Origin of the sequence: Bradyrhizobium sp. U531 (assembly GCF_051710265.1) — a bacterium.
Taxonomy (GTDB): Bacteria; Pseudomonadota; Alphaproteobacteria; order Rhizobiales; family Xanthobacteraceae; genus Bradyrhizobium.
The window spans coordinates 2,093,174-2,116,418 of sequence record NZ_JASVEN010000001.1; the positions used below are offsets into that span (position 1 = coordinate 2,093,174).

Here is a 23,245-nt window from a genome sequence, read left to right on the forward strand (position 1 = left end):
GCTTCCCCGTTCAGGCAACCGCGCTCTCCAGCACAAGCGGGCGCGAGCGTTGCTCTTCTATATCCTTCTGTCCGATGACAAGCATATCACCACAAAGCCGCACCACGGCACCCTCGATCAATCCGCGATCGAACAATTGCCGTGCACATTCCGCGCCAGATTCCAGCGCTGCGGCGATCTCATTCTGTGACAATCGACCGACATTTCGGGTGACAAGACGCGCGCCGAGATCGCTGTCGGGCTGAAGCTCGCAGGCCGGCTGCCTGATGATGGCAGGATGCCCGGGCAGATCGACGGCGTTGGCGATGACGGTCGCAGCCGCATCGGCTTGCGAGGCGGTCGCCGCAAGAACCGTCACCGCGTCGGCGATCCCGAGCGAAAAGCTGCGGCCATGGCGCCCGCTGGTCGCGATGCCGCGCACGGGATCCGTCGCGTCCACTCGCATCGTCCGGATCACGCCGCCACCGTCAGGCCGGTCCATCAGGCCGACCGCGAAATGCTCGCCGGCGCCGAGATGAAGCGCGATGTCGCCGCCATTGTTGACATAGGCCCGATCGAGCGCCGCGACGCGCAGCATTGCGGTGAGAATCTCCTCCGCCACGCTGCCGGCCACCGCCGCCATCGGGGTGATGAAACCGTCAGCCGCGAAAGGCGCGACGGCTTCGTGCATCCGCAGCGCCACAACGCCCTTTAGCGACGTCTGCGGCCCAGCGGCCGCCCGCAATTCCGACAGTTCCGCACAGAGTTCGTCGAGCAATCCGGTGAAGCGTTGCGCCGCGGCCTCGTAAGCCGCACGCACCGCCTCCGCGCGTCCCCTCGCCTCGATGATGAGATCGATCGGTCCATCCTGCAAATGCAGCCGCCGGCCATCAGACAGCAATGCGATTTGCGGGAGCCGCGTCATGCCCGTGGCCCCGGGATCGGGTTCTGCCAGGGCAACTGGCGGACATCCTCGCCGTTCTGCACTTCGGAGAGCGGCTTGACGTAATCCATATGTCCGCCGAGCGCGGCATAGTCGGACAGCTTCATGGTGAATTCGATCGGCGCGACCAGCGCCGGTGTCGGCACGTAGCCGAATGCCCCGGCCGGCATCTGCGTCACGTCGACCATGTAGGTGATGCCGCCGCCCGGCCAGACATAAACAGGCGCGCCGCCGCTTGTGACGCGCGTCAGCGCGTCCTTCACCGAGCGCGTCAACCGCACCGGATTGTCGGTGACGCCGGCACGCAGGGAACCGCCGGCGCCCGCCATGAACAGCACCGTGCACAGCGCCGGCTCGCAATTCTCCTGGATGCGCTCGACCGAGAACTTCAAATCGGCGGGCATCTCGGTCTCGATCGGATTGAGGGCCTCGTCGAGCACATAATAGGACGAATGCTCGCCTGTCGTGGAGACCATCAGCATGGTCAGGCCGGCCTTGGCCTCCTTCTTGTCGAAGGGACCGAGGATCGCAAGCGGATCGGAGATATTGGTGCCGCCCCAACCCGTGCCGGGATCGGCGACCTGGAAATAGCGGCCGGGCGTCGAGCGGCGCCCCTTCATCTTGATGCCGGTGTCGGCGATGTCGAGCAGCTTGCCGGCCTGGTGTTCGCTCAGCACGCCGGTGATGTGATCGTCGACCACGACGACTTCATCGACCTTGCCGTGCCATTGCTTGGCGAACATGCCGATCGTGGCCGAGCCGCAGCCGACGCGCATGCGCTCTTCTTTGACACCGTTGACAATCGGTGGCTGGCCGGCCTGCACCACCACGCTGGCACCGCCGTCGATGGTGAGCTCCACCGCCTTGCAATTGGCGAGGTCCATCAGCGTGTCGCAGGTGACGCGGCCCTCCTTCTTGGAGCCGCCGGTGAGGTGATGCACGCCGCCGAGCGACAGCATCTGCGAGCCGTATTCGCTGGTCGTGACGTGGCCGACCGCCTCGCCCTGTGCGCGGACAGTCGCCTTCTCCGGGCCGAGATAGCGGTCAGTGTCGATCTTCACCTTGATGCCGCAATAGGAGAAGATGCCCTCGGTGACCACGGTTACCATGTCGACGCCGTCCACATCCGCGGAGACGATGAACGGTGCCGGCTTGTAATCGGGATAGGTGGTGCCCGCGCCGATCGCGGTGACGAACGTCGAGGGCTCGTGGACGATCTTGCCGTCCCAGTCTTCGGTGCGGCTGAACGGAACGAGCTTGCCGCCGTGCTCGACGGTGCGCTCCAGAATCACATGCGGATCGACGCGGACGAGCTTGCCGTCGTGATTGGCGTAGCGATCGCAGGCGCCTGCCGCGCCCGGCTTGATGTAGCACATCACCGGACAGGCATCGCAGCGGATCTTGTCGATGACGGCGCTCGTCGTTTCAGTCGTCATGTCGGAGCCAGCGGATACTGCGGTTATCATTCGTATACGAACAATGTTGCGCGCGGTCCCCGGGGACTGTCAAGCGGCGTTGCAGTGCAAAAGATGCTGCTGCCGCATAAAAGCTCATTTGCCTATCCGCCGTGTCCACAAACAAGGCAGCCGCGCTGCAGTGCGGCATGCACGGCTTGCACGTTTGTGTACAAACGGTATCGTCGCGATCGAGATTTGGCAGCAATTTGTTTGCGGGCTTGGGACGAGAATGACGCCAACACCGATCCGCCTCACCGTCAACGGCGCGATCCACGAGATCGCTGCGGCGAGCGAAACGCCGCTGCTTTACGTGTTGCGCAACGACCTCGCGCTCAACGGCCCGAAATACGGATGCGGCCTCGGCGAATGCGGCACCTGCACGGTCCTGATCGACGGCACGGCGGCGCGCGCCTGCGTGATTCCGATCGGCGGCTGCGCCGGCCGCGACATCGTGACGCTCGAAGGGCTCGGCACGCGCGACAAGCCTGACGTGGTGCAACAGGCGTTCATCGACGAGCAGGCCGCGCAATGCGGCTATTGCCTCAACGGCATGATCATGACCACCAAGGCGCTGCTCGCGATCAACCCGCAGCCGACCGAGCAGGAGGCGGTCGCCGCGCTGCGCTACAATCTCTGCCGCTGCGGCACCCATGTCGAAATCCTGCGCGCCGTGATGCGCGCATCGGGCCAGCTCACCGAGGCGGCTGACTGATGGCCTCCCCTGTTTCGATCGGAGCTGAGCGGCAATCCGGTTCGCTCGTCGTGGTCCGCAGCGTGGACGAGGTCACAACCGAGACCTTCGTCCGCATCACCGCGGACGGCGCAGTCACCGCCTATAACGGCCATGTCGATCTCGGCACCGGCATCCGCACCGCGCTCGGCCAGATCGTCGCCGAGGAACTCGACGTCTCCTTTGCGCGCGTCGTCGTCGTGCTCGGCGACACCGCCGTGGTGCCGAACCAGGGCGCGACGATCGCCAGCGAAACCATTCAGATCACCGCCGTCCCGTTGCGCAAGGCGGCAGCGCAAGCGCGCCAGTTCCTCATCGCGCGCGCGGCCGAGCGGCTGGAGCTGGCGGCGACCGATCTCAGGATCGAGGACGGCCTCGTGCGCGGGCACAACAACCGCAGCGTCAGCTATGGCGAGCTGATCGGCGGCGAAGAGATCCGTCTCGAGCTTGCCGACGATGTCACCGTGAAGGCGGTCAGCGACTATGCCATCGTCGGCCAGTCGATGCCGCGCGTCGACCTGCCGGCCAAGGCCACGGGCGAATTGACCTTCGTCCACGACATGCGCGTGCCCGGCATGCTGCACGGCCGCGTGGTGCGGCCGCCCTATTCCGGCATCGATGCCGGCCCGTTCGTCGGCACCAGCCTGATCGCGGTCGATGATTCGTCCGTGCGCGACATTCCCGGCCTCAAAGCCGTGGTGCGCATCGGTGATTTCGTCGGTGTCGTCGCCGAGCGCGAGGAAAACGCGATCCGCGCGGCGGAGCAGCTCAAGGTGAGCTGGAAGCCGACGCCTGATCTGACCGACCTTTCCGACGTCGAGACCGCGCTGCGCGCCAATCCATCGACCCCGCGCACGCTGATCGACAAAGGCGATGTCGACGCGGCGATCTCTGGCGCGGCCAGGCCGATGCAGCGCACTTACGTCTGGCCGTATCAGATGCACGCCTCGATTGGCCCGTCCTGCGCCGTCGCCGACTTCCAGGACGGCAATATCCGCGTCTGGTCGGGAACGCAGAACCCGCACGTGCTGCGCAGCGATCTCGCGCTGCTGGTCGAGCGGCCCGAGAGCGAGGTCGAGGTCATCCGCCTCGAGGCCGCCGGCTGCTACGGCCGCAACTGCGCCGACGATGTCACCGCCGATGCATTGCTGCTGTCGCGCGCCGTCGGCCGTCCCGTGCGCGTGCAGCTCACGCGCGAGCAGGAGCACGCCTGGGAGCCCAAGGGCACCGCGCAGCTCATCGACGTCAATGGCGGGCTCGATGCCGCCGGCGGTATTGCCGGTTACGACCTCGCCACCCGCTATCCCTCGAACGCCGCGCCGACGCTGGCGCTGCTGCTGACAGGTCGCATCGCGCCGGATCCCGCCGTGCTGCAAATGGGCGATCGCACCGCGATTCCGCCCTACGACTACGACCACATGCGCGTCGTCGCCCACGACATGGCGCCGATCGTGCGCGCCTCCTGGTTCCGCGGCGTCTCGGCGCTGCCGAATACTTTTGCGCACGAATCCTACATCGACGAGGCCGCCACCGAAGCCCGCGTCGACCCCATCGAATATCGCCTGCGCTATCTGAAGGACCAGCGCGCGGTCGATCTCGTCAACGCGGTTGCCGAGCGCGCAGGCTGGGCGCCGCGGCCGGTCCGCGAGGAAAAGGATGGCGAGGTCGTGCATGGCCGCGGCTTTGCCTATGCGCTCTACGTCCACAGCAAGTTTCCCGGCTACGGCGCGGCCTGGTCGGCTTGGGTCACCGACGTCGCGGTGAACAAGAGCACCGGCGATGTCAGCGTCACCCGCGTCGTCGCCGGGCAGGATTCCGGATTGATGATCAATCCGGACGGCGTGCGCCATCAGATCCACGGCAACGTCATCCAGTCCACCAGTCGCGCGCTGATGGAGGAGGTCTCGTTCGAGCGTGGCGCGGTCGCCGCGCGCGAATGGGGCGCCTATCCGATCATTCCCTTCCCCGACGTGCCCAAGATCGACGTCCTGATGCTGCCGCGGCCGGACCAGCCGCCGCTCGGCGTCGGTGAGTCCGCGTCCGTCCCGAGCGCGGCGGCGATCGCGAATGCGATCTTCGATGCTACCGGCGTGCGCTTTCGCGAGCCGCCGTTCACGCCCGAACGCATCCTGAAAGGTCTGCAAGGCGATGCATCGCCGGTGCCGCAAGCCCTGCCCGCGCCCGCTGCGCCAAGGCCATCTCGCATCTGGGAAAATCCGTTCGCCAAAAGCGCCGGCCTTGTCGCGACGATTGCCGCCGTGTGCACCGCCGCGATCGGCATCGGCGCGGCGCTGCTGCCGGCACGCGCGATTGCGCCGATCGCAAGGCCCGACGCATCGGTCTATTCCGCAGCCACGATCGCGCGCGGCCAGCAGCTCGCCGCGCTCGGCAATTGCGCGGAGTGCCACACCAGCATCAATGGCGTGCTCAATGCCGGTGGCCGCGCGCTGGAATCGCCGTTCGGCACCATCTACTCGACCAATATCACGCCCGATGTCGAGACCGGCATCGGCGCCTGGTCCTATCCGGCCTTCGAACGCGCAATGCGCGATGGCCTGCACCGCGATGGACGGCAGCTCTATCCGGCCTTCCCCTACACGCACTTCGCCAAAACTGGCGATGCCGATATGCAGGCGCTCTACGCCTATCTGATGGCGCAGCCTGCCGTGCGCGCCACGACGCCGGCGAACGAGCTCGCCTTCCCGTTCAACCTGCGTCCGCTTCTTGCCGGCTGGAACGCGCTGTTCCACGACGCGACGGCGTTCAAGCCCGATCCCGCAAAGTCGGATGCATGGAATCGCGGCGCCTATCTGGTCGAGAGCCTCGGCCATTGCAGCGGCTGCCACTCCCCGCGCAACGCGCTCGGCGCCGAGCAGCGACAAGCGTATCTTGCCGGCGGCTTCGCCGAGGGCTGGGAAGCACCGCCCTTGACCTCGCTCTCGCACGCGCCGATCGCGTGGAGCGAGGACGAGCTGTTCGCCTATTTGCGCACCGGCCATTCGCGTTACCACGGCGTCGCGGCCGGCCCAATGGCGCCTGTCGTCAGGGACCTCAAGGCCCTGCCCGATCAGGACATCCGCGCGATGGCGGTCTACCTCAATTCGTTCAACGACGCCGCGGTCGATGCGCCCGCGCTGGCCGCGACGCTGGAGAGCGCAACGCAGGTCACCGTCGCCTCATCCAGCGGCGCACGGCTCTATCAAGGCGCCTGCGCGGTCTGCCACGAGGTCGGCGGCCTGCCGCTGTTCGGCAGCCGCCCCTCGCTCGCGCTCAACAGCAATCTGCACAGCGCGACGTCGGACAATCTGGTGCAGGTGATCCTGCACGGCATCGCCGAGCCCGTGTCGAGCGATCTCGGCTACATGCCGGCGTTCAGAAACAGCATGAGCGACGCGCAGGTCGAAGAGCTCGTCAGCTTCCTGCGCGGCCAGTTTGCGCCGGACAAGCCGGCATGGAGCGGCGTGCGCGAAACGATAGCGCGGGTGCGATCATCGGCGCACTGAGCTAATACGAGGCAAGGCTGGGCTGGAAGCCTGCCCGCGGCCATCCTTCGAGACGCCCGCCTGCGGCGGGCCCTCAGGATGAGGACAGAGTGAGTGGCAACAGTTCGATAGGCAAAGCTTCCGTTTAGCCTCATCCTGAGGAGACCGCGAAGCGGTCGTCTCGAAGGACGAGGCGCTTGCTCAGCCCCGCCAAGCTCATATGCTGTAACTCACCCGTGCTTCTTCGCTTCCACCGGCGGCGTGCCGTGGGTGTGGAAGGACTCGATCGTCTTCAGGCCCCAGGCCTGGCCCTTCTTGCGCTCCTCTTCGGTCCACACGATCGGCTTCCAGTCCGGCGCGAGAATGAGGCGCGCACCGGCGTTGGCGACTTCGACGCGATTGCCGCCGGGCTCGTAGACATAGAGGAAGAAGGTCTGCTGAATCGCGTGCTTGTGCGGCCCGGTCTCGATGTGGATGCCGTTCTCAAGGAAGATGTCGGCCGCGCGGAGAATCTCCTCGCGGCTGTCGAGGGCGTAGGTGACGTGGTGGAAGCGGCCGGGCACGCCGGAATGGTCGAGCGAATAGGCGAAGTCGTAGCTCTTGTTCGACATCGTCAGCCACATCGCAGCTTCCCGCCCGTCGTTGAGCACGATCTGCTCGGTGAGGCGCAAGCCGAGATAATTCTCGAAGAACTCGCGGTTGGCCTTGATGTCGACGGCGAGGCAATTGAGGTGGTCGAGGCGGCGGACGTTGACGCCCCGCGCCGGGAAACGCTGCGCCTGGTTCTTCAGCGCGGGCTTCAGCTCCGGCGGCGCCTGATACCATTCGGTCTCGTAATAGAGCTCGACGATGTGTCCGTCAGGGTCGCGGCATCGGAATGTCGGGCCCTGCCCCATGTCGCCGTCGATCCAGCCGATGTCGAAGCCGGATCCCTTCAGCGCGGCGACGCGGCGCTCCAGCGCCTGCTGGCTGCGCGCGCGCAGCGCCATGTGCTCCATGCCTGAGGTCTTCGAGGCCGTCAGCTTCAGCGAATAGCGCTCGTAATCGTCCCAGCCGCGCAAATAGACCGACTCGCCCTTCTGCCCGCTGACGGTCATTCCCATGACGTCGACGAAGAATTTCAGGCTCTCATCGGGCTTGGGCGTCAGCAGCTCCATATGGCCGAGATGAGCGAGATCGAGGATCGGTTCGGGCTGCATGCTTTCCTCCAGGCAGAGCTGGCGATCCGCGGACCGGATCGCTCAATCGGGCGCAAAGCTGCAACGCGCTCGCAGGCCCGGTGGCGGCACGACGACCACCAGTTCATTTGTACTAATGTACAAATGATTAGGTCTCGTCAACAAATCAAACACCAAGCGTTCCCGGCGCGAACGTGCTGGGCTCAAGGACCGACATCCCCCGAACGGCGGGTGGAGTGGCCGGATGGTAAAATATTCCTTAATCACCCGCAGCGCCGAAGGCCCAAAACTGCAGCATTTTCCTGCTGTTTGTAGCCATAAGTATGCAATCGGAACAAACCCTCCGGCCGAATTGTCGCGGATTTAACGAAGCCGGCGCGCCTGCCGCTTAACCGTTTGTCCAGCGACGGCCCCGCATAGTCGAGGCAAATCGCTTGCTCTTGCCAGGTTCATTGATCGTGACATCCTTTGGACGCGTGATTTCGGTTCGCGGATCGCTCGCCCGGGTCGGGCTGCTGGCTGAAAGCCAGATGCCCATCTCGGAAGTTCGGGCAACCGTCGGCCGCTTCGTCAGTATTCGCAGCTCCAGCTCGGTCATCGTTGCGATGATCACCGAAGTCTCCTGCGAGAATTTGTCGAGCAGCGACAACTACATCGCGGTCGCCTCGGTCGACCTGCTCGGCGAGATCCTCAACGCCAGCGACAAGCCGAAATTTCAGCGCGGCGTCACCAATTATCCGACCATCGGCGACTCCGTGGACCTGATCACCAGCCAGGAGCTGCGCACCATCTACGCGCCGACCGGCTCGGACCAGATCAATGTCGGCTTCCTCCAGCAGGACCGCTCGGTCATCGCCTATGTCGATATCGAGGAAATGCTGTCCAAGCACTTTGCCGTGCTGGGATCGACCGGCGTCGGTAAATCGACCGGCGTGTCGCTGCTGCTCAACGAGATCCTGAAAGCGCGGCCGAACCTGCGCATCTTCCTGCTCGACGTGCACAACGAATATGGCCGCTGCTTCGGCGACCGCGCGCTGGTGCTGAACCCGCGAAACCTGAAGCTGCCGTTCTGGCTGTTCAACTTCGAGGAAATCGTCGACGTGCTGTTCGGCGGGCGCGCCGGCGTGCCCGAGGAGCTCGACATCCTCGCCGAGGTGATCCCGCTCGCCAAGGGCGTCTACACCCAGTACCAGAACGCCGACCGCATCGGCCTGAAGCGCATCGATCCCAAGCAGATCGGTTACACCGTCGACACCCCGGTGCCCTATCGCCTGGTCGACCTGATGTCGCTGATCGACGAGCGCATGGGCAAGCTGGAAAACCGTTCCTCGCGCATCATCTATCACAAGCTGATTTCGCGCATCGAGGCCGTGCGCAACGATCCGCGCTACGCCTTCATGTTCGACAACGCCAATGTCGGCGGCGACACCATGGCCGAGGTGATCAGCCATTTGTTCCGCCTGCCCGCCAACGGCAAGCCAATGACGGTGATGCAGCTCGCCGGCTTCCCGGCCGAGGTCATCGATTCCGTCGTTTCGGTGCTGTGCCGCATGGCCTTCGATTTCGGCCTGTGGAGCGACGGCGTCTCGCCGATGCTGTTCGTCTGCGAGGAAGCGCACCGCTACGCCTCCGCCGACCGCAACATCGGCTTCGGCCCGACCCGCAAGGCGGTGTCGCGCATCGCCAAGGAAGGCCGCAAATACGGCGTCTATCTCGGCCTCATCACGCAACGCCCGGCCGAGCTCGACGCCACCATCATCTCCCAGTGCAACACGCTGTTCACGATGCGCCTCGCCAACGAACGCGACCAGGCGCTGCTGCGCGCCGCGGTGTCCGATGCCGCCGCGAACCTGCTCTCCTTCGTGCCCTCGCTCGGCACCCGCGAAGTGTTGGCCTTCGGCGAAGGCGTCGCGCTGCCGACGCGCCTGCGCTTCAAGGAGGTGCCGCCGCACCAATTGCCGCGCGGCGAGGCCACCATCTCGAGCGTGCCGTCGGTCACCTCAGGCCACGACATGCATTTCGTCGGCGCGGTGCTCGAGCGCTGGCGCGGTGCCACCTCGCAGCGTGACGTGCCGAACGATCCGGTGTTCTCGGCCCCGCCCGCCAAGACGATGTCCAGCGTCGAAGCCCCGATGCTGCAGCCGTCGATGGGGCTGGATCCCGACCGCTTCTCGCTCCTGAAGAAGCCGCTGCGGTAAGGCTCTCGTGTCCAGGACGCGCCGCAGCGTGAAACGCTGCCGCGCAGAGCCGGTATCCACACCACTATCACGGCACCTCCTGGATATGATCTCCGGCTGTTCAAGGCACCGCTGAAGAAGCACTGCACTGCGCTCCCGGCGCGGGATGTTGCAACGCCTCTGGAGCGTCCTGCCAGCTTGGACTATGTTTTGCCGCCGCTGCTGATTACGGCAGACCTGCGCACGCGTGCCGAAGAATTGACGGACAAGACATGACTGAGCTCGACTGGCCGGAAATCCTGCTACGCCTCGGCAGCGCGACGCTGGCCGGCAGCGCCATCGGCCTGAACCGCGACCTGCACGGCAAGCCGATCGGGCTGAAGACGCTCGGCATCGTCGGGCTCTCCACCGCGACCGTCGTGCTGCTCGCGGTCCAGTTCACCGAGCCCGGCAAGATCAGCGATGCAGCGAGCCGCGTGATCCAGGGGATCCTGACCGGTATCGGCTTCCTCGGCGCCGGCGTCATCGTTCACGAGAGCGACCGCTTCCGCGTCCGTGGCCTGACCAGCGCGGCGTGCACCTTTCTCGCTGCCTGTCTCGGCATTGCCTGCGGTGCCGGGCAATGGAGGATCGTCCTGGTCGCACTCGCCTTCACCTTCCTGCTGCTCACGGTCGGCCGCCGCCTCGAACGCCGGCTGCATCGGATGCTTGGCGGCAAGGATGATCCGCATCATGCGGAAGCCTCGCCCAATAACGATGCCCGCGAGCCCAGCTAGAACCGCAGCCGCCGCGCCCATATCGGCTTCAACAGCTCGAGCACGGTCAGCAGCAGCAATCCCGCGCCGAGCGTGAGCATCAGATCGTCCAGGTGCAGCGGACCGAAACGAAACAGGCCGGACGCCGGCGGCCAGAACAGAGCCGCTGCGAGAATCGATGCGATCAACACGAAGATCCAGAGCAGTGCCGGGTTCGGACGGAAGAAGGCTGACAGGAACGAGGCGCTGAAGGACCGGTTGGCCAGCACCAACGCGACGATGCACGTGACGAGTGCGATGAAAGCGAGCGTGCGCGCCTCAGCGGGCGGAATGCCGGAGCGAAGCGCGACGACGAAGATCGCGGCGATCAAAGCAAATGCCATGGCACCCTGGAGGACGCTCCAGCCGACCAGGGCCCACGAGAACAGCTCCGCGTCCGCGCGCCGCGGCGGGCGCGTCATGACATCGCGCTCCTCCCGCTCGGCTTCGAACACGAGCGAGCAGACGGGGTCGATGATCAGTTCCAGAAACGCGATGTGAACGGGACCGAGAATCACGGGAAGCCCGAACACCAGGGGAAGCAGGGCAAGTCCCGCGATCGGGACGTGCACGGCGAAGATGAAGGCCATCGCCTTGCGGAGATTGTCGTAGATCCGGCGCCCCAGGCGGATGGATGCAACGATGGAGCTGAAATCGTCGTCGAGCAGGACGATCGAGGATGCCTCGCGGGCGACATCGGTGCCGCGGCCGCCCATGGCTATCCCGATATGGGCAGCCTTCAGGGACGGCGCATCGTTGACGCCGTCGCCGGTCATCGCAGTGATCTCGCCGTTGCGCTTCATGGCCTGCACGATCCGCAGCTTCTGCTCCGGCAGGATTCGCGCAAAGACGTTCACGTCCTTGACGAGCGCCTCCAGCTCGGTGTCGTCCGCGAGCTTGATCTGATCGCCGGTCACGACCTCGTTGGCGTCGAGCCCGGCCTGCCGAGCGATGGCCATGGCCGTCGCCGGATAGTCGCCCGTGATCATGACGACGCGAATGCCGGCCGAGCGGCATTCGGCCACGGCTTCGGTCACCTGCGGACGAAGCGGATCGGCCAGCCCGACCAGACCAAGGAAGCGAAACGAGAACCCTTCCTGCGAAGCCGGCAGAGCTTCGCCGTCGCAGCTCGCGGTGGCCACGCCGAGCACGCGAAGACCATCCTTGGCCATCGCGGCGACCGCGTCCTGCATCGCCGCCTGCTCCCCACTATCCAGCCTGCAAAGGCGAGCAATCGCTTCCGGCGCGCCTTTCGCCGCGACGAGCACGCCCTCGCGATGCGGTGATCGCCAGACCTGGCTCATCGCGAGCAGTTCTGGGCGAAGACCGTAGGTGCGTATCAAGGTCCGAGCGCCCGCGGTTTCGTCCTCCGCCGGCAGACCCGCCTGCGCGAACGCGTGGAGGGCCTTCTCCATGGGATCGAACGGTTCGGGCGAGCTCGCCAGAACGCTGCAGCGTGCCAGCTCGAAGAACTCTGCTCCGGCAAGCGCGGATGGCGAGCCGGCACGGTATGAACTCGTTCCGTCAGGGAGCCTCAATTCCGCAACCGACATCCGGTTCTGGGTGAGCGTGCCGGTCTTGTCGGTGCACAGCACGGTGGCGGAGCCCAGCACCTCGATCGCGGCAGCGCGCCGCGTCAGCACGCGCGCCTTCGAGATGCGCCAGGCACCCATAGCCATGAACACCGTGAGGACGACGGCAAACTCCTCGGGCAACATCGACATGCCGATCGCGATGCCGCCGAGCAGCGCCTGCAGCCAATCCCCGCGCAATGTGCCGTAAAGCACCACCGCGGCCAGACTGATCGCAGCGCCGCCGAGAAAGCACAGCCGCACAAGCCGCGCCGTCTGCTGTTGCAGTCGCGGCGGCTCCGCCTGCAAGCCGTGCAGCGACAGTCCAATCTTGCCGATCTCGCTGCGCGGACCCGTGGCTTCGACCTCGGCGAGGCCCTCGCCCCGCACCACCAGCGAGCCCGAATAGACGAACGGCAAATCATCGCCGCCGGGCCGATGTTCGGCAGGAGCGGCGTCGGCAACCGACGTGGTGGCGGCCTGCTTGCGCACCGGGACCGACTCTCCGGTCAGCAGCGACTCGTCGACCGCCAAATCATGCGCGCTGACGAGCACCGCATCCGCCGGAATTCGGTCGCCTTCGGCCAGAACGAGAAGATCGCCGCGAACGACCTCGCGGCCCGCGATCCGCCGCCGCTCGCCATCCCTGACCACGAGCGCCCGCGGACTGGTCAGCTCCCGCAATGCCTCCAGCACCCGTTCGGTGCGGGCCTCCTGCACGATGGTAATGGTGACGGAGATGGCGCCGAAGGCCAGCAGGAGCAACGCCTCCCTGAGATCGCCGAGCAGCAGATAGACCAGCCCGCCGCACAGGAGCAGCGCGAGCATCGGCTCGCGCAGCACCTCGAGCACGATACGCAGCGCCGTGCGCCGTTCGGCTCGAGGCAGTTCGTTGAAACCGTCCTGTTGCAGCCGCAGCCGGGCCTCGGCTTCGCTGAGCCCGGCCGACCTTCCGCGTTCTTCCTTGCTCACGTCTTCCGCCGCACGCTCCAGAGACTTCCGACGCCCACAATGGCCGTCGCAAGCAGCACGGCGACGAAGGTCTGGAAGATGGTGAAGTTCAGGGCATCACGCGCGACGAACAGCGCGGTGATCGCGCCGGCGATGACAAAGAGGATGCGAAAGATGATGCTCATGGCCATGTCTCCGATCAGCATGACCTGGAGCCCACCGCACTTCGACATCGTGGCGCAACGCTCTTCGGCAATCATGCAAGGCGGACAGTAGCGGCCGGCACCGGCACCCGTTTGCGAAAAATCAAGCCGCCTCTGGGACGCAATGTCGCTGACCCGAAAATTCCGCCGCCCCTTGCGCCTTCAAACCATGTCCGCGAGCAGCACGGCCGGAGATGTCGGGCGTGTGACCCGCATGTGAAAATGACGTCGGCGGAGAAATAAAGTTCCCGCTTTACGGGAACTCAGACAATTTCACAATCTCACACGATTTATTAAGAGCCTCGCCCCCAACTAGCACAAACACTTCGGCACAACCTTCACAGTTTCCCTCAAGACCATGGGCGGAGGCGCGGACGAGTCGTGCCTGCTAAAGGGCGCCATCTCGTGAACCTGCGAGCCTCCATCATCGCGACGTGCGTCGGCGCGGCATTCTTCGGGATCGGGTACACCTGGAACTACCAGCCCGACGCCATCGATGAAATATGGAGCATGTTTCAATCCGAGCATCGCAAGGCACGCGCGGCGGTCTCTCGCATGCTCATCGAGCCGAGCTCGGCTCACTTCAGCGGCCTGCGAACGGTCGAGGCGGACGCTGCGAGATATGTATGCGGCGCCGTGAAAGCGAACGACAAGGCCGGTCACGCCATCGATGCGGCGTTCGTATACACCGTCGCCACCGATTTCGCCCGGGTCGACGACGACGGCCGGATTACATCCCAGCACGCTCCCTACAAATCGTGCCCAAGCGCAACCGATGTCAGGACTGCCGAACACCAAATGCCGATAGCACCCGGCACGCTGGCAGTTGCCAAGGCGGTCTCGAAGATCATCCCTCAATCCAGCGGCGGCACGATGGAGCAACAGCTCGGCCAACTCGCTGCGCAAACAACAGCCGTCGCGCCAGGATCAGGCCCCTCGTCGGGTCCAGTCGGGACAGGACAGGCGCCGACGCTGGCGGGGCGGCCCTCAGGCTCGGAGGCGAAGGCCGCACCGGAGAGCGAATCCGTCTGGCAGGCCGATCGGCCGCCGGTCGCATGGCCCGCGCTCGCGTCAGGCCAATGCCCGGCGAAACCGACGCAGGAGCGGACGACGGCTGAAGCGCTCGCCTTTGCCAAGGAGATCGAAGCCCGCTGGGAGCAGTCAAGACAATCGCAGGCTTCGGCGAAGCGCGTATCGTCGGAAGAGATCAAGCAAGCACGCTGCGCGCTGCTTGCGATCGCTCCTGCGGACAAAGAATATCCGCAGGCCTGGGCAGCCTTCGTGCGGCTCCGGAGCATCGACCGAGACACCGCCGGTTGAAGCCATCGACGCGCGCGCAGCCATGCAATAGCGCGGCGCCCGACGCTCCAGTCATCGTCCGCCGAACCGCACCAGCAAGTCGCTTTGCCGCTACTGCTTCGCCATCAAGTCCAGCGCCGGAGCAAAGCGCTCCGCGAACGTCAACGACTTGGTGTGGTGAACCGCGGCAAACGATGCCGAGATTCCCGCCGTAGCTACAGCGAGCAAGGCAATTACGAAAACCAGACGGCGCATGTCCGCCTCCTGTGTGAGGTCGTCTACCCCATAGAATTGGGACGGCTCTGTTTCAGGACGGTTTCATGGCTGCGGAAATTGATTTCGCTCAAGCGCCTGTGATGGGATTCGGCTTATCTGGGCACAGGCCATCACCAACTAATAGTCATCGGCGTGTTTTTGCCGGGGAATGCGGATCGCTTCGGGAATTTTGCAGCCGCGGCTGCGATCCCAGGCAATGCGAGCAGCATCCGCTGGAACGTGGAGACATCGAGGACTACTCAAATGAAGATCGTGATCCAGAAGCTCAATGGCCTGTGGCACCTCATCGTCGGATCGTGCCAGATCCGAACGCCCTTCCTGGACACCCAGGACCGCGCGCTGGTGGTCACTTACGCCCGCCGCGCCTATCCCGGCGCCAGGATTTTCCTGCGCGACTGATATTAGGCATGACGGCACACGAGTCCCGCCGTCCTAATCAATATCCTCCGGACCGCACCAGCCGGGCAGATAGACCGCGTCCTTGCTCTTCGCCGCGGACATCGCCTTTTCCATCGCCTTGTCGAAATCGGCCTCGATCACCTTGCGCGAGACCTTTCTGCGCAGGAAATCGGCCCACAGGAATTCCGAGAACGGCGTGGTGTCCTTGGCGAAGCCGCCCATGCGGCGCAATTCGCCGGCGAGGCTCCTGTACGGATCGTCCTTGAGATCGGCGACCGACTTCGGCAGATCGCGGAACGAGCGCCGCTCACCCTTGACGTCGTAAGGGTAGACCCAGCGCTTGTTGTCCATCACGCCCCAGAACGCCTCCCGCTCGACCATGCGGAGATCGCCGACGACGGTCACCAGCACCTCCTTGACGCCTTCGTCGTGCAGCGCGCGGCCGAGGTGATGGTGGTCGATCACGTAGTAGCGGGCGTCGGGGCCAAAGACGACCGGGATCATGTGCTTGCCGAGCAGATCGGCCTGCTTCTTCTTGTCGTGCTCGCGCCAGCGTTTGCGCTTCTCCTTGACCTCGCGCATGCCGACCGTCATCTGCGTCGGCCGGAGCGACAGGATCGGAACCGGATGCACTCTCGGCTCGCGCGCGTTGGTCGTGGTCATGATCGAAGGCCCCTCGCATGGGTACAGATGACGGCTCAGGTTCCCTGACTATGACATGAGCCCCGCGGCGGCAAAACGGTTCGGAACGATGCTGCGATCACAAGCCGATGTAGAGCGGGCTGCAGGCGGGACGTCTGTCGCGCTTGCCGCGCCGTTATTGCAGCGCAACGCTCGCATCCTGCCACCCACGTCGCAGCCGCCCGGTTCCGCGATCGCCTCTCGCCGGCCCATTTACAAATAGTGCAAGTCGCTGAATACACGCCAGCATTGAAAAGATTTTCTGCAACACGTTCATCCCCTATGCTATTCAAAATCGCTGCTTCGGAGTGATCCCCGCCTCATGAATAACCAGCGGCCCATAAGCTCTGACGACGAGCACCGGGTGCTCCAGTTCAGGCCGCGCACCTCGCCTTCCCCTGCGGTGCACCGCGGCACCGGCACGGTTCAGCCGTTGCGGGTGGCGCCCGAACCACTCGACCTGTCGCGCTACGAGCAGCCGCGCGCCGAGCCGGACGATTTCCGCCATCGCATGCTCGCCAATATCGCGGCGCTGGCCTTCACCATCGCGCTCACCGCGATCGGCATCTGGCTCGCGGTCAGCATCGCCGACCTGCGCCGGACCCAGGATTGCGTGCTGATGGGCCGTCGCGACTGCGCCAAGATCACCACGCCGCACATCTAGACCCGATCCGCCGCCCGGGCTCGGCGGATGGGGTCCCGGCGGGCATCCCCAGCCCCGTCTTCTCGGCCGCCCGGCTCCATTGAACTCAGGGCGGCGCTCCGATATACGGGCTTTCGACCCGCCCAGAGGGGGGTTTGAGGGCGTCATCAGGGGCGCGATGCCCACCCACCGTGCCACTCTGGATAATCTGACAAATACCCGCAATATATCAAAGGCTTAGTGATGTCTTCCACATTCGATCAGGTCGCCACGATCATCGCTGAAACCTGCGACATCCCGCGCGACACGATCACGCCGGATAGCCATGCCATCGACGATCTCGGCATCGACAGCCTCGATTTCCTGGACATCGCGTTCGCGATCGACAAGCAGTTCGGCATCAAGCTGCCGCTGGAAAAGTGGACCCAGGAGGTCAACGACGGCAAGGCGACCACCGAACAGTATTTCGTGCTGAAGAACCTGTGCGCGCGCATCGACGAACTGGTTGCCGCCAAGGGCGCAAGCGCCTAATCGGGCGATCATGCAACTCGAATACTTCCACATGATCGATCGCGTCGTCGACCTCAACGTCGACGCGCAGACGATCGTCGTCGAGGCGACGGTCCCGAAGGAAAGCACCATCTTCGAGGGACACTTCCCGGGCTATCCCCTGATGCCCGGCGTGCTCCTGATCGAATCGATGGCGCAGGCCTCGGGCTGGCTGCAGCTCGGCGTGCTCAAGTTCGAGCGCATGCCGATCCTGGCTGCCGTGAAAGAGGCCAAGGTCCGCGGATCTGTCTTCCCCGGCGACGTCATGATCATCGAAGCGACCATGTCGCATCAGGGCTCGGGCTATGCCGTGACCGAGGCCAAGATCAAGGTCGGCGGCAAGCTGCGTGCGAATTCGACGCTCACCTTCACGCAGATTCCCTTCCCCAACGCGGATATGCGCGGCTTCATGGACGCGGTCGCCAAACGCGTCGGCTTTCCGCAACAGGCCGTATCGCCATGACTGACTCTGCTTCGAAGACCGGCCAGACGGAAGTCTGGATCACCGGCATTGGTCTTGCCACTTCGCTCGGCGAAGGGCTCGACGCTAACTGGGCCGCGCTTTCTGAAAAGCGCATCAATGTCGACGAGAAGGGCTTTGCGCCATTCATCGTCCATCCGCTGCTGCCTGTGAGCTTCGACGCCCAGATCCCGAAGAAGGGCGACCAGCGCCAGATGGAAGCCTGGCAGCGCATCGGCGTCTATGCCGCCGGCCTTGCGCTCGACTCGGCCGGCATCAAGGGCAACAAGGACATTCTGTCGAAGATCGACATGGTCGTCGCAGCCGGTGGCGGCGAGCGCGACCTCAATGTCGATACCGGCGTGCTCACGGCCGAAGCCAAGGGCGCCAATGCGCCGGGCTTCCTCAACGAGCGCCTGATGAGCGATCTGCGGCCGACGCTGTTCCTGGCGCAGCTTTCCAACCTGCTCGCCGGCAACATTGCCATCGTCAACGGTCTCGGCGGCACCTCCCGTACCTTCATGGGCGAGGAGGTCGCGGGCGCGGACGCGGCGCGCATTGCGCTGGCGCGCATCGCCTCGGGCGAGAGCGACATTGCCCTCGTCGGCGGCTCGCACAATGGCGAGCGCAAGGACCTGATGGTTCTCTACGAATTCGGCGACTTCAACCTGAAGGACAAGTTTGCGCCGGTTTGGGCGCGCAAGGATCACGCCGGCTTCGCGCTCGGCTCGGCCGGCGCATTCCTGGTGCTGGAATCGAAGGCCCATGCGGAGGCGCGCGGCGCCAAGCCGTTCGCAAAGCTGTCGAGCGTCGTTGCCGACCTCGCACGGCGTAAGCAGCCCGGCGACATGGCCGCGACGCTGGAAAAACTCTGGGGCAAGCTGCCCATGCGCGAAGGCAAGGGCGCGATCATCACCGGTGCGACCGGCGCCGAGCCCGCGACCTCGGAAGAGCGCGGCTTCCTGAAGGGACATGCCGATTTCCCGGTGCGCTCGACCGGTACGATGTTCGGCCACACCATGGAAACGCAATTCCCGCTCGGCATCGCGCTGGCCGCGCTGTCGATCTCGCGTGGCGCGCTGTTCCCGCCGAACGATTCGACCGGGACCGAGATTGAAATGCAGGGGGCGCCCACCCAGATTGTGGTGGTTGGGGCCGGACACTGGCGCGGCGAAGGCATGGCGCTGGTCGAAGCTGTCGGCTGAAGCGCGGCGCGCTTCGGCCGGATGTTGTTGTGAGCATGAACTTGTCGGAAAGCCGCGTCACACGTTGTGCTAACGCGGCCCTCCGGGTCCGGATCATGCTGTAGCTCTATCGGGGGATCGACATGACTGCACCACGCGACAAATTCGGGCGTCCCGTCGTCGTCATCACCGGCATGGGCATCATGACCTCGCTCGGCGCCGGCAAGGCCGACAATTGGGCGAAGCTCGTCGCCGGTGAATCCGGCATCCGCACCATCACGCGCTTTCCCGTCGACGGCCTGAAGACCACGATGGCCGGCACGGTCGATTTCGTCAGCGTCGAGCCGTTCTCGTCCACCGGACTGTCCGAACGGATGGCCGAGCTCGTCACGCAGGAAGCGCTCGAGCAGGCCGGCATCGGCGCCAAGGCCGATTTCCCGGGCCCCCTCTTCCTCGCGGTTGCGCCGGTCGAGGTGGAATGGCCGCAGCGCCGCGAGCTCGGCCGCGCCGTCGGCAAGCCCGACTTTACCTATGACGATCTCTTGCGCATCTCTGGCGGCGGCAAGTACAGCGCCTATCACCATCGCTTCATGTTCGGCTCGGTGGCTGCCCACCTCGCCGAGACCTTCGGCACCAAGGGTTCGCCGATCTCGCTGTCGACGGCGTGCGCATCCGGCGCCACCTCGATCCAGCTCGGCGTCGAGGCGATCCGCCGTGGCGAGACCGATGCCGCGCTCTGCGTCGCGACCGACGGTACGGTCAATCCCGAAGCCATGGTGCGCTTCTCGCTGCTCTCGGCGCTGTCGACCCAGAACGATCCGCCGCAGGCGGCCTCCCGCCCCTTCTCCAAGAATCGCGACGGCTTCGTCATGGCCGAAGGCGCCGGCGCCCTCGTTCTCGAAAGCTATGAGGCCGCTGTCGCGCGTGGTGCAAAAATCCTCGGCGTGATCGCCGGCTGTGGCGAGCTCACCGATTCCTTCCATCGCACCCGCTCGTCGCCGGACGGCAAGCCGATCATCGGCTGCATGAACAAGACGCTGGCCGACGCCGGCATGACGCCGGACCAGATCGACCACATCAACGCGCACGGCACCGCGACGCCCGAGAACGACAAGATGGAGTACAACACGACCTCGGCCGTGTTCGGCGAACTCCTGCAGAAGATTCCGGTCACCTCCAACAAGTCGATGGTCGGCCACACCATCTCGGCCGCCGGCGCGGTCGAGGCGATCTTCTCGCTGCTCACGCTGGAGCATCAGCGCATTCCGCCGACGATCAACTACGACAACCCGGATCCCACGATCCTGTTCGACGTCGTCGGCAACAAGGCGCGCGATGCCCGCGTCACCGCGGTGATGTCGAACTCGTTCGGCTTCGGCGGCCAGAACGCCTCGCTGATCCTGACCCGCGAACCGGCCTGACCGGACGCAGCATGACGCTGATTTCCATCAGCACGAAGATTCGCGCGCGCAATGCAGCCAAGTCGATCAGCGGAGGCCTGATCGGCGCCGCCACGGTCGGCATGCTGCGCACCACGCGGTATTTCGACCCGGTCAAGACCTCCAATTTCTTCGCGCGCGTCACCAAGACGATCGGCCCGCGCCTGCGCGAGCATCGCATCGGCCGCGCCAACCTCACTGCGGCCTTCCCCGAGAAGTCGCCGGAGGAGATCGAAGAGATCCTGATGGGCGTGTGGGACAATCTCGGCCGCGTCGGCGCCGAGTTCGCCCATATGGACCATGTCTGGGATTACGACCGCGCCCATCCGGAACGCAGCCGGATCGAATTGCCCAAGGACAGCATCGAACGGTTCGACCGCATCCGCGACGACGGCAAGCCGGCGCTGATCTTCGCCTCGCATCTGGCCAATTGGGAATTGCCGGCGCTGGCCGCCGTTGCGCATGGGCTGGACACGGCGATCCTCTATCGCCGGCCCAACATCGCCTCCGCCGACCGCATCATCCAGGAGATGCGCCAGGTCAACATGGGCACGCTGATCCCGGCGGGCCGCGACGCGCCGCTGCGGCTCGCGCAGGCGCTCAAGGACGGCAAGCACGTCGCGATGCTGGTCGATCAATATCTGACCGGCGGCGTCGAGGTCACCTTCTTCGGCCGCAAGACCCGCGCCAATCCGATGCTGGCGCGCCTGCTCCGCCAGGTCGAATGCCCGATCCACGGCGTGCGTATCATCCGCCTGCCCGGCTTCCGCTTCCGCGCCGAGCTGACGGAGGAAGTCCAGCCGGTGCGCGATGCCGAGGGCAAGATCGACATCCAGGGCACGACACAGGCCGTCACCAACGTGGTGGAAAGCTGGGTGCGCGAGCATCCCGCGCAGTGGCTGTGGCTGCATCGCAGGTGGCGGTAAGGCGCCCTACTTCTCCGGCAGCCCCGCGTCGACCTCGGCCTGGACCACGCGGTCCCAGGCCTCGATGCACACCGGACTGGCGTTCTTCATCGGCGGCGAAACGTTGAGCCGCGTCGTGCCGGGCCGCAGCCGCAGTCCCTCCCGCATCGCAGCCTTCGCCTCCTCGCTCCGACCCGATCGCTGGTAGGCGGCGGCGAGCAGGAAGTGCGAGCGGCCGGTGCCCGGCGTGATCGCAATCGAACGCTGCAGCCACGGCAGCGCCTCGTCGTAGCGCCCCATCAGGGCATACGCGGTGCCTGCACCGAGCAGCCAGGTCCAGCGCGAGGCCGGCGGCGTGTCGTAGCGATCGGCCTGCTCGAACGTCGCGCGCGCATCGTCGAAGCGGCCGAGATAGATTTGTCCCAAGCCGATCAGATAGAGCGCAGCGCCGTTCCAGGGATCGAAATTCAATGCCTTGGCGCATGTGACGAGACTTTCGACGAAATGATTGGTTGCGCTGAGAAAGCGGCAATAGGCCTCGAGTACCGCAATCGAATTCGGCTTCGACCTTAGCGCGTGCTGCAGCGTCGCATTGGCCATCGCCTCGACCGCGGCGGCCTCGTCCGGACTGAACCAGACCATCTGGATGCCACGCATCCGCAGCGCGGAGAGCGCGACCGCAATGTCGAGATTATCGGGGTCTTCCGTCAGCGCCTTTTGCAGCATGGCCTGCGCCGCGCCAAAACGCTCGCGCGTGGTCTGGTTGATCGATGCGAGAGCCTGCTCGACGGCCACCTTGTCGCCGCCCGCCGACGACTTGCCGCGCGCGGATGACGACGCACTCGGCTCCAGGATCTCGTTGAGACGGCGCGCCAACACATGTCCCACGCCGGCGACGAGCCGGGACTGCGCAAGTTGCGCGTCCGCTTCGTCAATGTTGGCCGACGCCGCAACGACCGATTGGACCTCGCCGGTGTCGGCTTTGATGATGCGTGCCCGCAGCATCCAGGACTGAGTCGACGACTGGTCGCTGAGCTGTAATTCGCCGCGCAGCTCATAGTCGGAGGATGCGGCCGGCCCAGTGCTGCTTCCACCTCCCGCCAGCGCCGCCGGTCGTGGCGCGACCACGCTGATGTTCTGGATCTTCGCGAAACCATCCGTGAGGCGAGCGGTGAGCTCGGCGGCCATCCCCGCGCCGCGCGGATCGCCGCTGTCGTCAACGATCTGCATCACCACGAGGCGCGGCGCCGTTCGCTTGAACAGGATGTCCGGCTTCAGCGCGCGCGTAGCGACCACAAGCCCCACAACGATCGTGCAGACTCCAGCCACGGCGGCGATCACCGCCTGCCTTCTCAGGCCGAACAGGGCCGGTTTTGGCAACGCGGCGGCGTCGGCCGGCAGCCGGGGCGCGACCACGTGGGTCACGTCCGAGCCGCTTCCCGCGTCCTGCCCCGGGCTTGCGTCGGGCGCTGCCACGACCTCCGTCGCCAGCAGATAGCCGCCCCCGGAGGCGAGCTTGATCAACTGCCGCCGCTCGTCGCCGAGCGCGGTGCGCAGCTCACGGATGCACTGGAACAGACTGTCCTCGCCGACATGGACGTTCGGCCAGACCGCCTCCATCAGCTCCTGCTTGCTCAGGACCCGGCCGCCACTGCTGGCGAACAACCGCAGCATCTCGAAGGTCTTGGGCCGGAGCTTGATCGGGGAGCCATCGGGGCCCCGCAGCTCGGCGCGCTGCTGCTCCAGCTCAAACCCGGCGAAACGAAGCAAGCGATCCCCCAACGCGTCTCTCGAGGCGGCTCATATAGCGGAAGTCTGGCAAAAATGCCCGAAAATCGGGTCTGAAACGCAAATATCAGAAACTTTCAGAAATGATCCAAGTCCTTATCAGGACACCAATCCCCACCCGATGCAATGAATCCGATCGCGGACTCGGACCGCGTGT

20 protein-coding genes are annotated in these 23,245 nt (G+C 65.3%); 12 read left to right on the plus strand and 8 right to left on the minus strand.

The genetic code is table 11. The features are described from left to right. Positions 1-10 precede the first annotated feature (10 nt). On the minus strand, positions 11-904 hold the full coding sequence (locus QRQ56_RS10340) for a UPF0280 family protein (protein ID WP_438739532.1): 894 nt from the start codon (positions 902-904) through the stop codon (positions 11-13). Next, complete coding sequence (locus QRQ56_RS10345; protein ID WP_438739534.1) at positions 901-2,358, minus strand: 6-hydroxynicotinate reductase; 1,458 nt, start codon at positions 2,356-2,358, stop codon at positions 901-903. The genes QRQ56_RS10340 and QRQ56_RS10345 overlap by 4 nt, the downstream gene beginning before the upstream one ends. A 250-nt stretch (positions 2,359-2,608) precedes the next feature. Between QRQ56_RS10345 and QRQ56_RS10350 the strand changes: the two genes are divergently transcribed. Further along, complete coding sequence (locus QRQ56_RS10350; RefSeq protein WP_438739536.1) at positions 2,609-3,091, plus strand: (2Fe-2S)-binding protein; 483 nt, start codon at positions 2,609-2,611, stop codon at positions 3,089-3,091. After that, positions 3,091-6,612, plus strand: a complete 3,522-nt coding sequence (locus tag QRQ56_RS10355; RefSeq protein ID WP_438739537.1) for a molybdopterin cofactor-binding domain-containing protein — start codon at positions 3,091-3,093, stop codon at positions 6,610-6,612. Before QRQ56_RS10350 ends, QRQ56_RS10355 begins: the two co-directional genes overlap by 1 nt. A 209-nt stretch (positions 6,613-6,821) precedes the next feature. On the opposite strand, the gene QRQ56_RS10360 is transcribed toward QRQ56_RS10355, so the two are convergent. Next, on the minus strand, positions 6,822-7,790 hold the full coding sequence (locus tag QRQ56_RS10360) for a catechol 2,3-dioxygenase (RefSeq protein ID WP_438739539.1): 969 nt from the start codon (positions 7,788-7,790) through the stop codon (positions 6,822-6,824). A 437-nt stretch (positions 7,791-8,227) separates the two neighbouring features. Here QRQ56_RS10360 and QRQ56_RS10365 point away from each other — a divergent pair, with 437 nt between their 5' ends. Continuing rightward, entirely contained in the window at positions 8,228-9,967 is a 1,740-nt protein-coding gene (locus tag QRQ56_RS10365) for an ATP-binding protein (RefSeq protein ID WP_438739541.1), read from the plus strand. Positions 9,968-10,218: 251 nt separating this feature from the next. Then, positions 10,219-10,722, plus strand: a complete 504-nt coding sequence (locus QRQ56_RS10370) for an MgtC/SapB family protein (protein WP_438739543.1) — start codon at positions 10,219-10,221, stop codon at positions 10,720-10,722. Here QRQ56_RS10370 and QRQ56_RS10375 read toward each other — a convergent pair. Then, positions 10,719-13,283 (minus strand): cation-translocating P-type ATPase, encoded by a 2,565-nt coding sequence (locus QRQ56_RS10375; protein ID WP_438739544.1) that lies wholly within the window; start codon positions 13,281-13,283, stop codon positions 10,719-10,721. The two genes, QRQ56_RS10370 and QRQ56_RS10375, sit on opposite strands and share 4 nt — an antisense overlap. Next, the gene (locus QRQ56_RS10380) at positions 13,280-13,447 is read right to left on the minus strand and encodes a hypothetical protein (RefSeq protein ID WP_438739545.1); all 168 of its coding nucleotides are present in this window, start codon (positions 13,445-13,447) and stop codon (positions 13,280-13,282) included. Before QRQ56_RS10380 ends, QRQ56_RS10375 begins: the two co-directional genes overlap by 4 nt. A 423-nt stretch (positions 13,448-13,870) precedes the next feature. Between QRQ56_RS10380 and QRQ56_RS10385 the strand changes: the two genes are divergently transcribed. After that, the gene (locus tag QRQ56_RS10385; RefSeq protein ID WP_438739546.1) at positions 13,871-14,785 is read left to right on the plus strand and encodes a hypothetical protein; all 915 of its coding nucleotides are present in this window, start codon (positions 13,871-13,873) and stop codon (positions 14,783-14,785) included. Between the two features lie 90 nt (positions 14,786-14,875). On the opposite strand, the gene QRQ56_RS10390 is transcribed toward QRQ56_RS10385, so the two are convergent. Further along, complete coding sequence (locus QRQ56_RS10390) at positions 14,876-15,019, minus strand: hypothetical protein (protein ID WP_438739547.1); 144 nt, start codon at positions 15,017-15,019, stop codon at positions 14,876-14,878. A gap of 264 nt (positions 15,020-15,283) precedes the next feature. Here QRQ56_RS10390 and QRQ56_RS10395 point away from each other — a divergent pair, with 264 nt between their 5' ends. Next, positions 15,284-15,439, plus strand: a complete 156-nt coding sequence (locus tag QRQ56_RS10395) for a hypothetical protein (protein WP_438739549.1) — start codon at positions 15,284-15,286, stop codon at positions 15,437-15,439. A gap of 33 nt (positions 15,440-15,472) precedes the next feature. Here QRQ56_RS10395 and QRQ56_RS10400 read toward each other — a convergent pair whose 3' ends face one another. Beyond that, positions 15,473-16,102 (minus strand): ParB-like protein, encoded by a 630-nt coding sequence (locus QRQ56_RS10400; RefSeq protein ID WP_438739550.1) that lies wholly within the window; start codon positions 16,100-16,102, stop codon positions 15,473-15,475. A 340-nt stretch (positions 16,103-16,442) separates the two neighbouring features. On the opposite strand from QRQ56_RS10400, the gene QRQ56_RS10405 reads away from it, so the two are divergent. From QRQ56_RS10405 to QRQ56_RS10430, 6 genes are all read left to right on the plus strand, one after another. Beyond that, the gene (locus tag QRQ56_RS10405) at positions 16,443-16,784 is read left to right on the plus strand and encodes a hypothetical protein (protein WP_438739552.1); all 342 of its coding nucleotides are present in this window, start codon (positions 16,443-16,445) and stop codon (positions 16,782-16,784) included. Between the two features lie 222 nt (positions 16,785-17,006). Further along, complete coding sequence (locus QRQ56_RS10410; protein WP_007592476.1) at positions 17,007-17,294, plus strand: acyl carrier protein; 288 nt, start codon at positions 17,007-17,009, stop codon at positions 17,292-17,294. 10 nt (positions 17,295-17,304) lie between these two features. Then, the gene (locus tag QRQ56_RS10415) at positions 17,305-17,775 is read left to right on the plus strand and encodes a 3-hydroxyacyl-ACP dehydratase FabZ family protein (protein ID WP_438739553.1); all 471 of its coding nucleotides are present in this window, start codon (positions 17,305-17,307) and stop codon (positions 17,773-17,775) included. Continuing rightward, entirely contained in the window at positions 17,772-18,977 is a 1,206-nt protein-coding gene (locus QRQ56_RS10420; protein WP_438739555.1) for a beta-ketoacyl-ACP synthase, read from the plus strand. The genes QRQ56_RS10415 and QRQ56_RS10420 overlap by 4 nt, the downstream gene beginning before the upstream one ends. Before the next feature lie 122 nt (positions 18,978-19,099). Next, positions 19,100-20,377, plus strand: coding sequence for a beta-ketoacyl-ACP synthase (locus tag QRQ56_RS10425; protein WP_438739557.1), 1,278 nt, complete (start codon positions 19,100-19,102; stop codon positions 20,375-20,377). Positions 20,378-20,388: 11 nt separating this feature from the next. Then, positions 20,389-21,321: a lipid A biosynthesis lauroyl acyltransferase gene (locus QRQ56_RS10430; RefSeq protein ID WP_438739559.1), complete on the plus strand. Its 933-nt coding sequence runs from the start codon at positions 20,389-20,391 to the stop codon at positions 21,319-21,321. Positions 21,322-21,327: 6 nt separating this feature from the next. Here QRQ56_RS10430 and QRQ56_RS10435 read toward each other — a convergent pair whose 3' ends face one another. Then, complete coding sequence (locus tag QRQ56_RS10435) at positions 21,328-23,070, minus strand: winged helix-turn-helix domain-containing protein (protein WP_438739561.1); 1,743 nt, start codon at positions 23,068-23,070, stop codon at positions 21,328-21,330. Positions 23,071-23,245 lie beyond the last annotated feature (175 nt).

Excerpts from the sequence above, each read along its gene's own strand:
- QRQ56_RS10340 (WP_438739532.1), bottom strand. The coding sequence starts at position 904 with ATGACGCGGCTCCCGCAAATCGCATTGCTGTCTGATGGCCGGCGGCTG.
- QRQ56_RS10345 (WP_438739534.1), bottom strand. The coding sequence starts at position 2,358 with ATGACGACTGAAACGACGAGCGCCGTCATCGACAAGATCCGCTGCGAT.
- QRQ56_RS10350 (WP_438739536.1), top strand. The coding sequence starts at position 2,609 with ATGACGCCAACACCGATCCGCCTCACCGTCAACGGCGCGATCCACGAG.
- QRQ56_RS10355 (WP_438739537.1), top strand. The coding sequence starts at position 3,091 with ATGGCCTCCCCTGTTTCGATCGGAGCTGAGCGGCAATCCGGTTCGCTC.
- QRQ56_RS10360 (WP_438739539.1), bottom strand. The coding sequence starts at position 7,790 with ATGCAGCCCGAACCGATCCTCGATCTCGCTCATCTCGGCCATATGGAG.
- QRQ56_RS10370 (WP_438739543.1), top strand. The coding sequence starts at position 10,219 with ATGACTGAGCTCGACTGGCCGGAAATCCTGCTACGCCTCGGCAGCGCG.
- QRQ56_RS10380 (WP_438739545.1), bottom strand. The coding sequence starts at position 13,447 with ATGAGCATCATCTTTCGCATCCTCTTTGTCATCGCCGGCGCGATCACC.
- QRQ56_RS10390 (WP_438739547.1), bottom strand. The coding sequence starts at position 15,019 with ATGCGCCGTCTGGTTTTCGTAATTGCCTTGCTCGCTGTAGCTACGGCG.
- QRQ56_RS10395 (WP_438739549.1), top strand. The coding sequence starts at position 15,284 with ATGAAGATCGTGATCCAGAAGCTCAATGGCCTGTGGCACCTCATCGTC.
- QRQ56_RS10400 (WP_438739550.1), bottom strand. The coding sequence starts at position 16,102 with ATGACCACGACCAACGCGCGCGAGCCGAGAGTGCATCCGGTTCCGATC.
- QRQ56_RS10405 (WP_438739552.1), top strand. The coding sequence starts at position 16,443 with ATGAATAACCAGCGGCCCATAAGCTCTGACGACGAGCACCGGGTGCTC.
- QRQ56_RS10410 (WP_007592476.1), top strand. The coding sequence starts at position 17,007 with ATGTCTTCCACATTCGATCAGGTCGCCACGATCATCGCTGAAACCTGC.
- QRQ56_RS10415 (WP_438739553.1), top strand. The coding sequence starts at position 17,305 with ATGCAACTCGAATACTTCCACATGATCGATCGCGTCGTCGACCTCAAC.
- QRQ56_RS10420 (WP_438739555.1), top strand. The coding sequence starts at position 17,772 with ATGACTGACTCTGCTTCGAAGACCGGCCAGACGGAAGTCTGGATCACC.
- QRQ56_RS10425 (WP_438739557.1), top strand. The coding sequence starts at position 19,100 with ATGACTGCACCACGCGACAAATTCGGGCGTCCCGTCGTCGTCATCACC.
- QRQ56_RS10430 (WP_438739559.1), top strand. The coding sequence starts at position 20,389 with ATGACGCTGATTTCCATCAGCACGAAGATTCGCGCGCGCAATGCAGCC.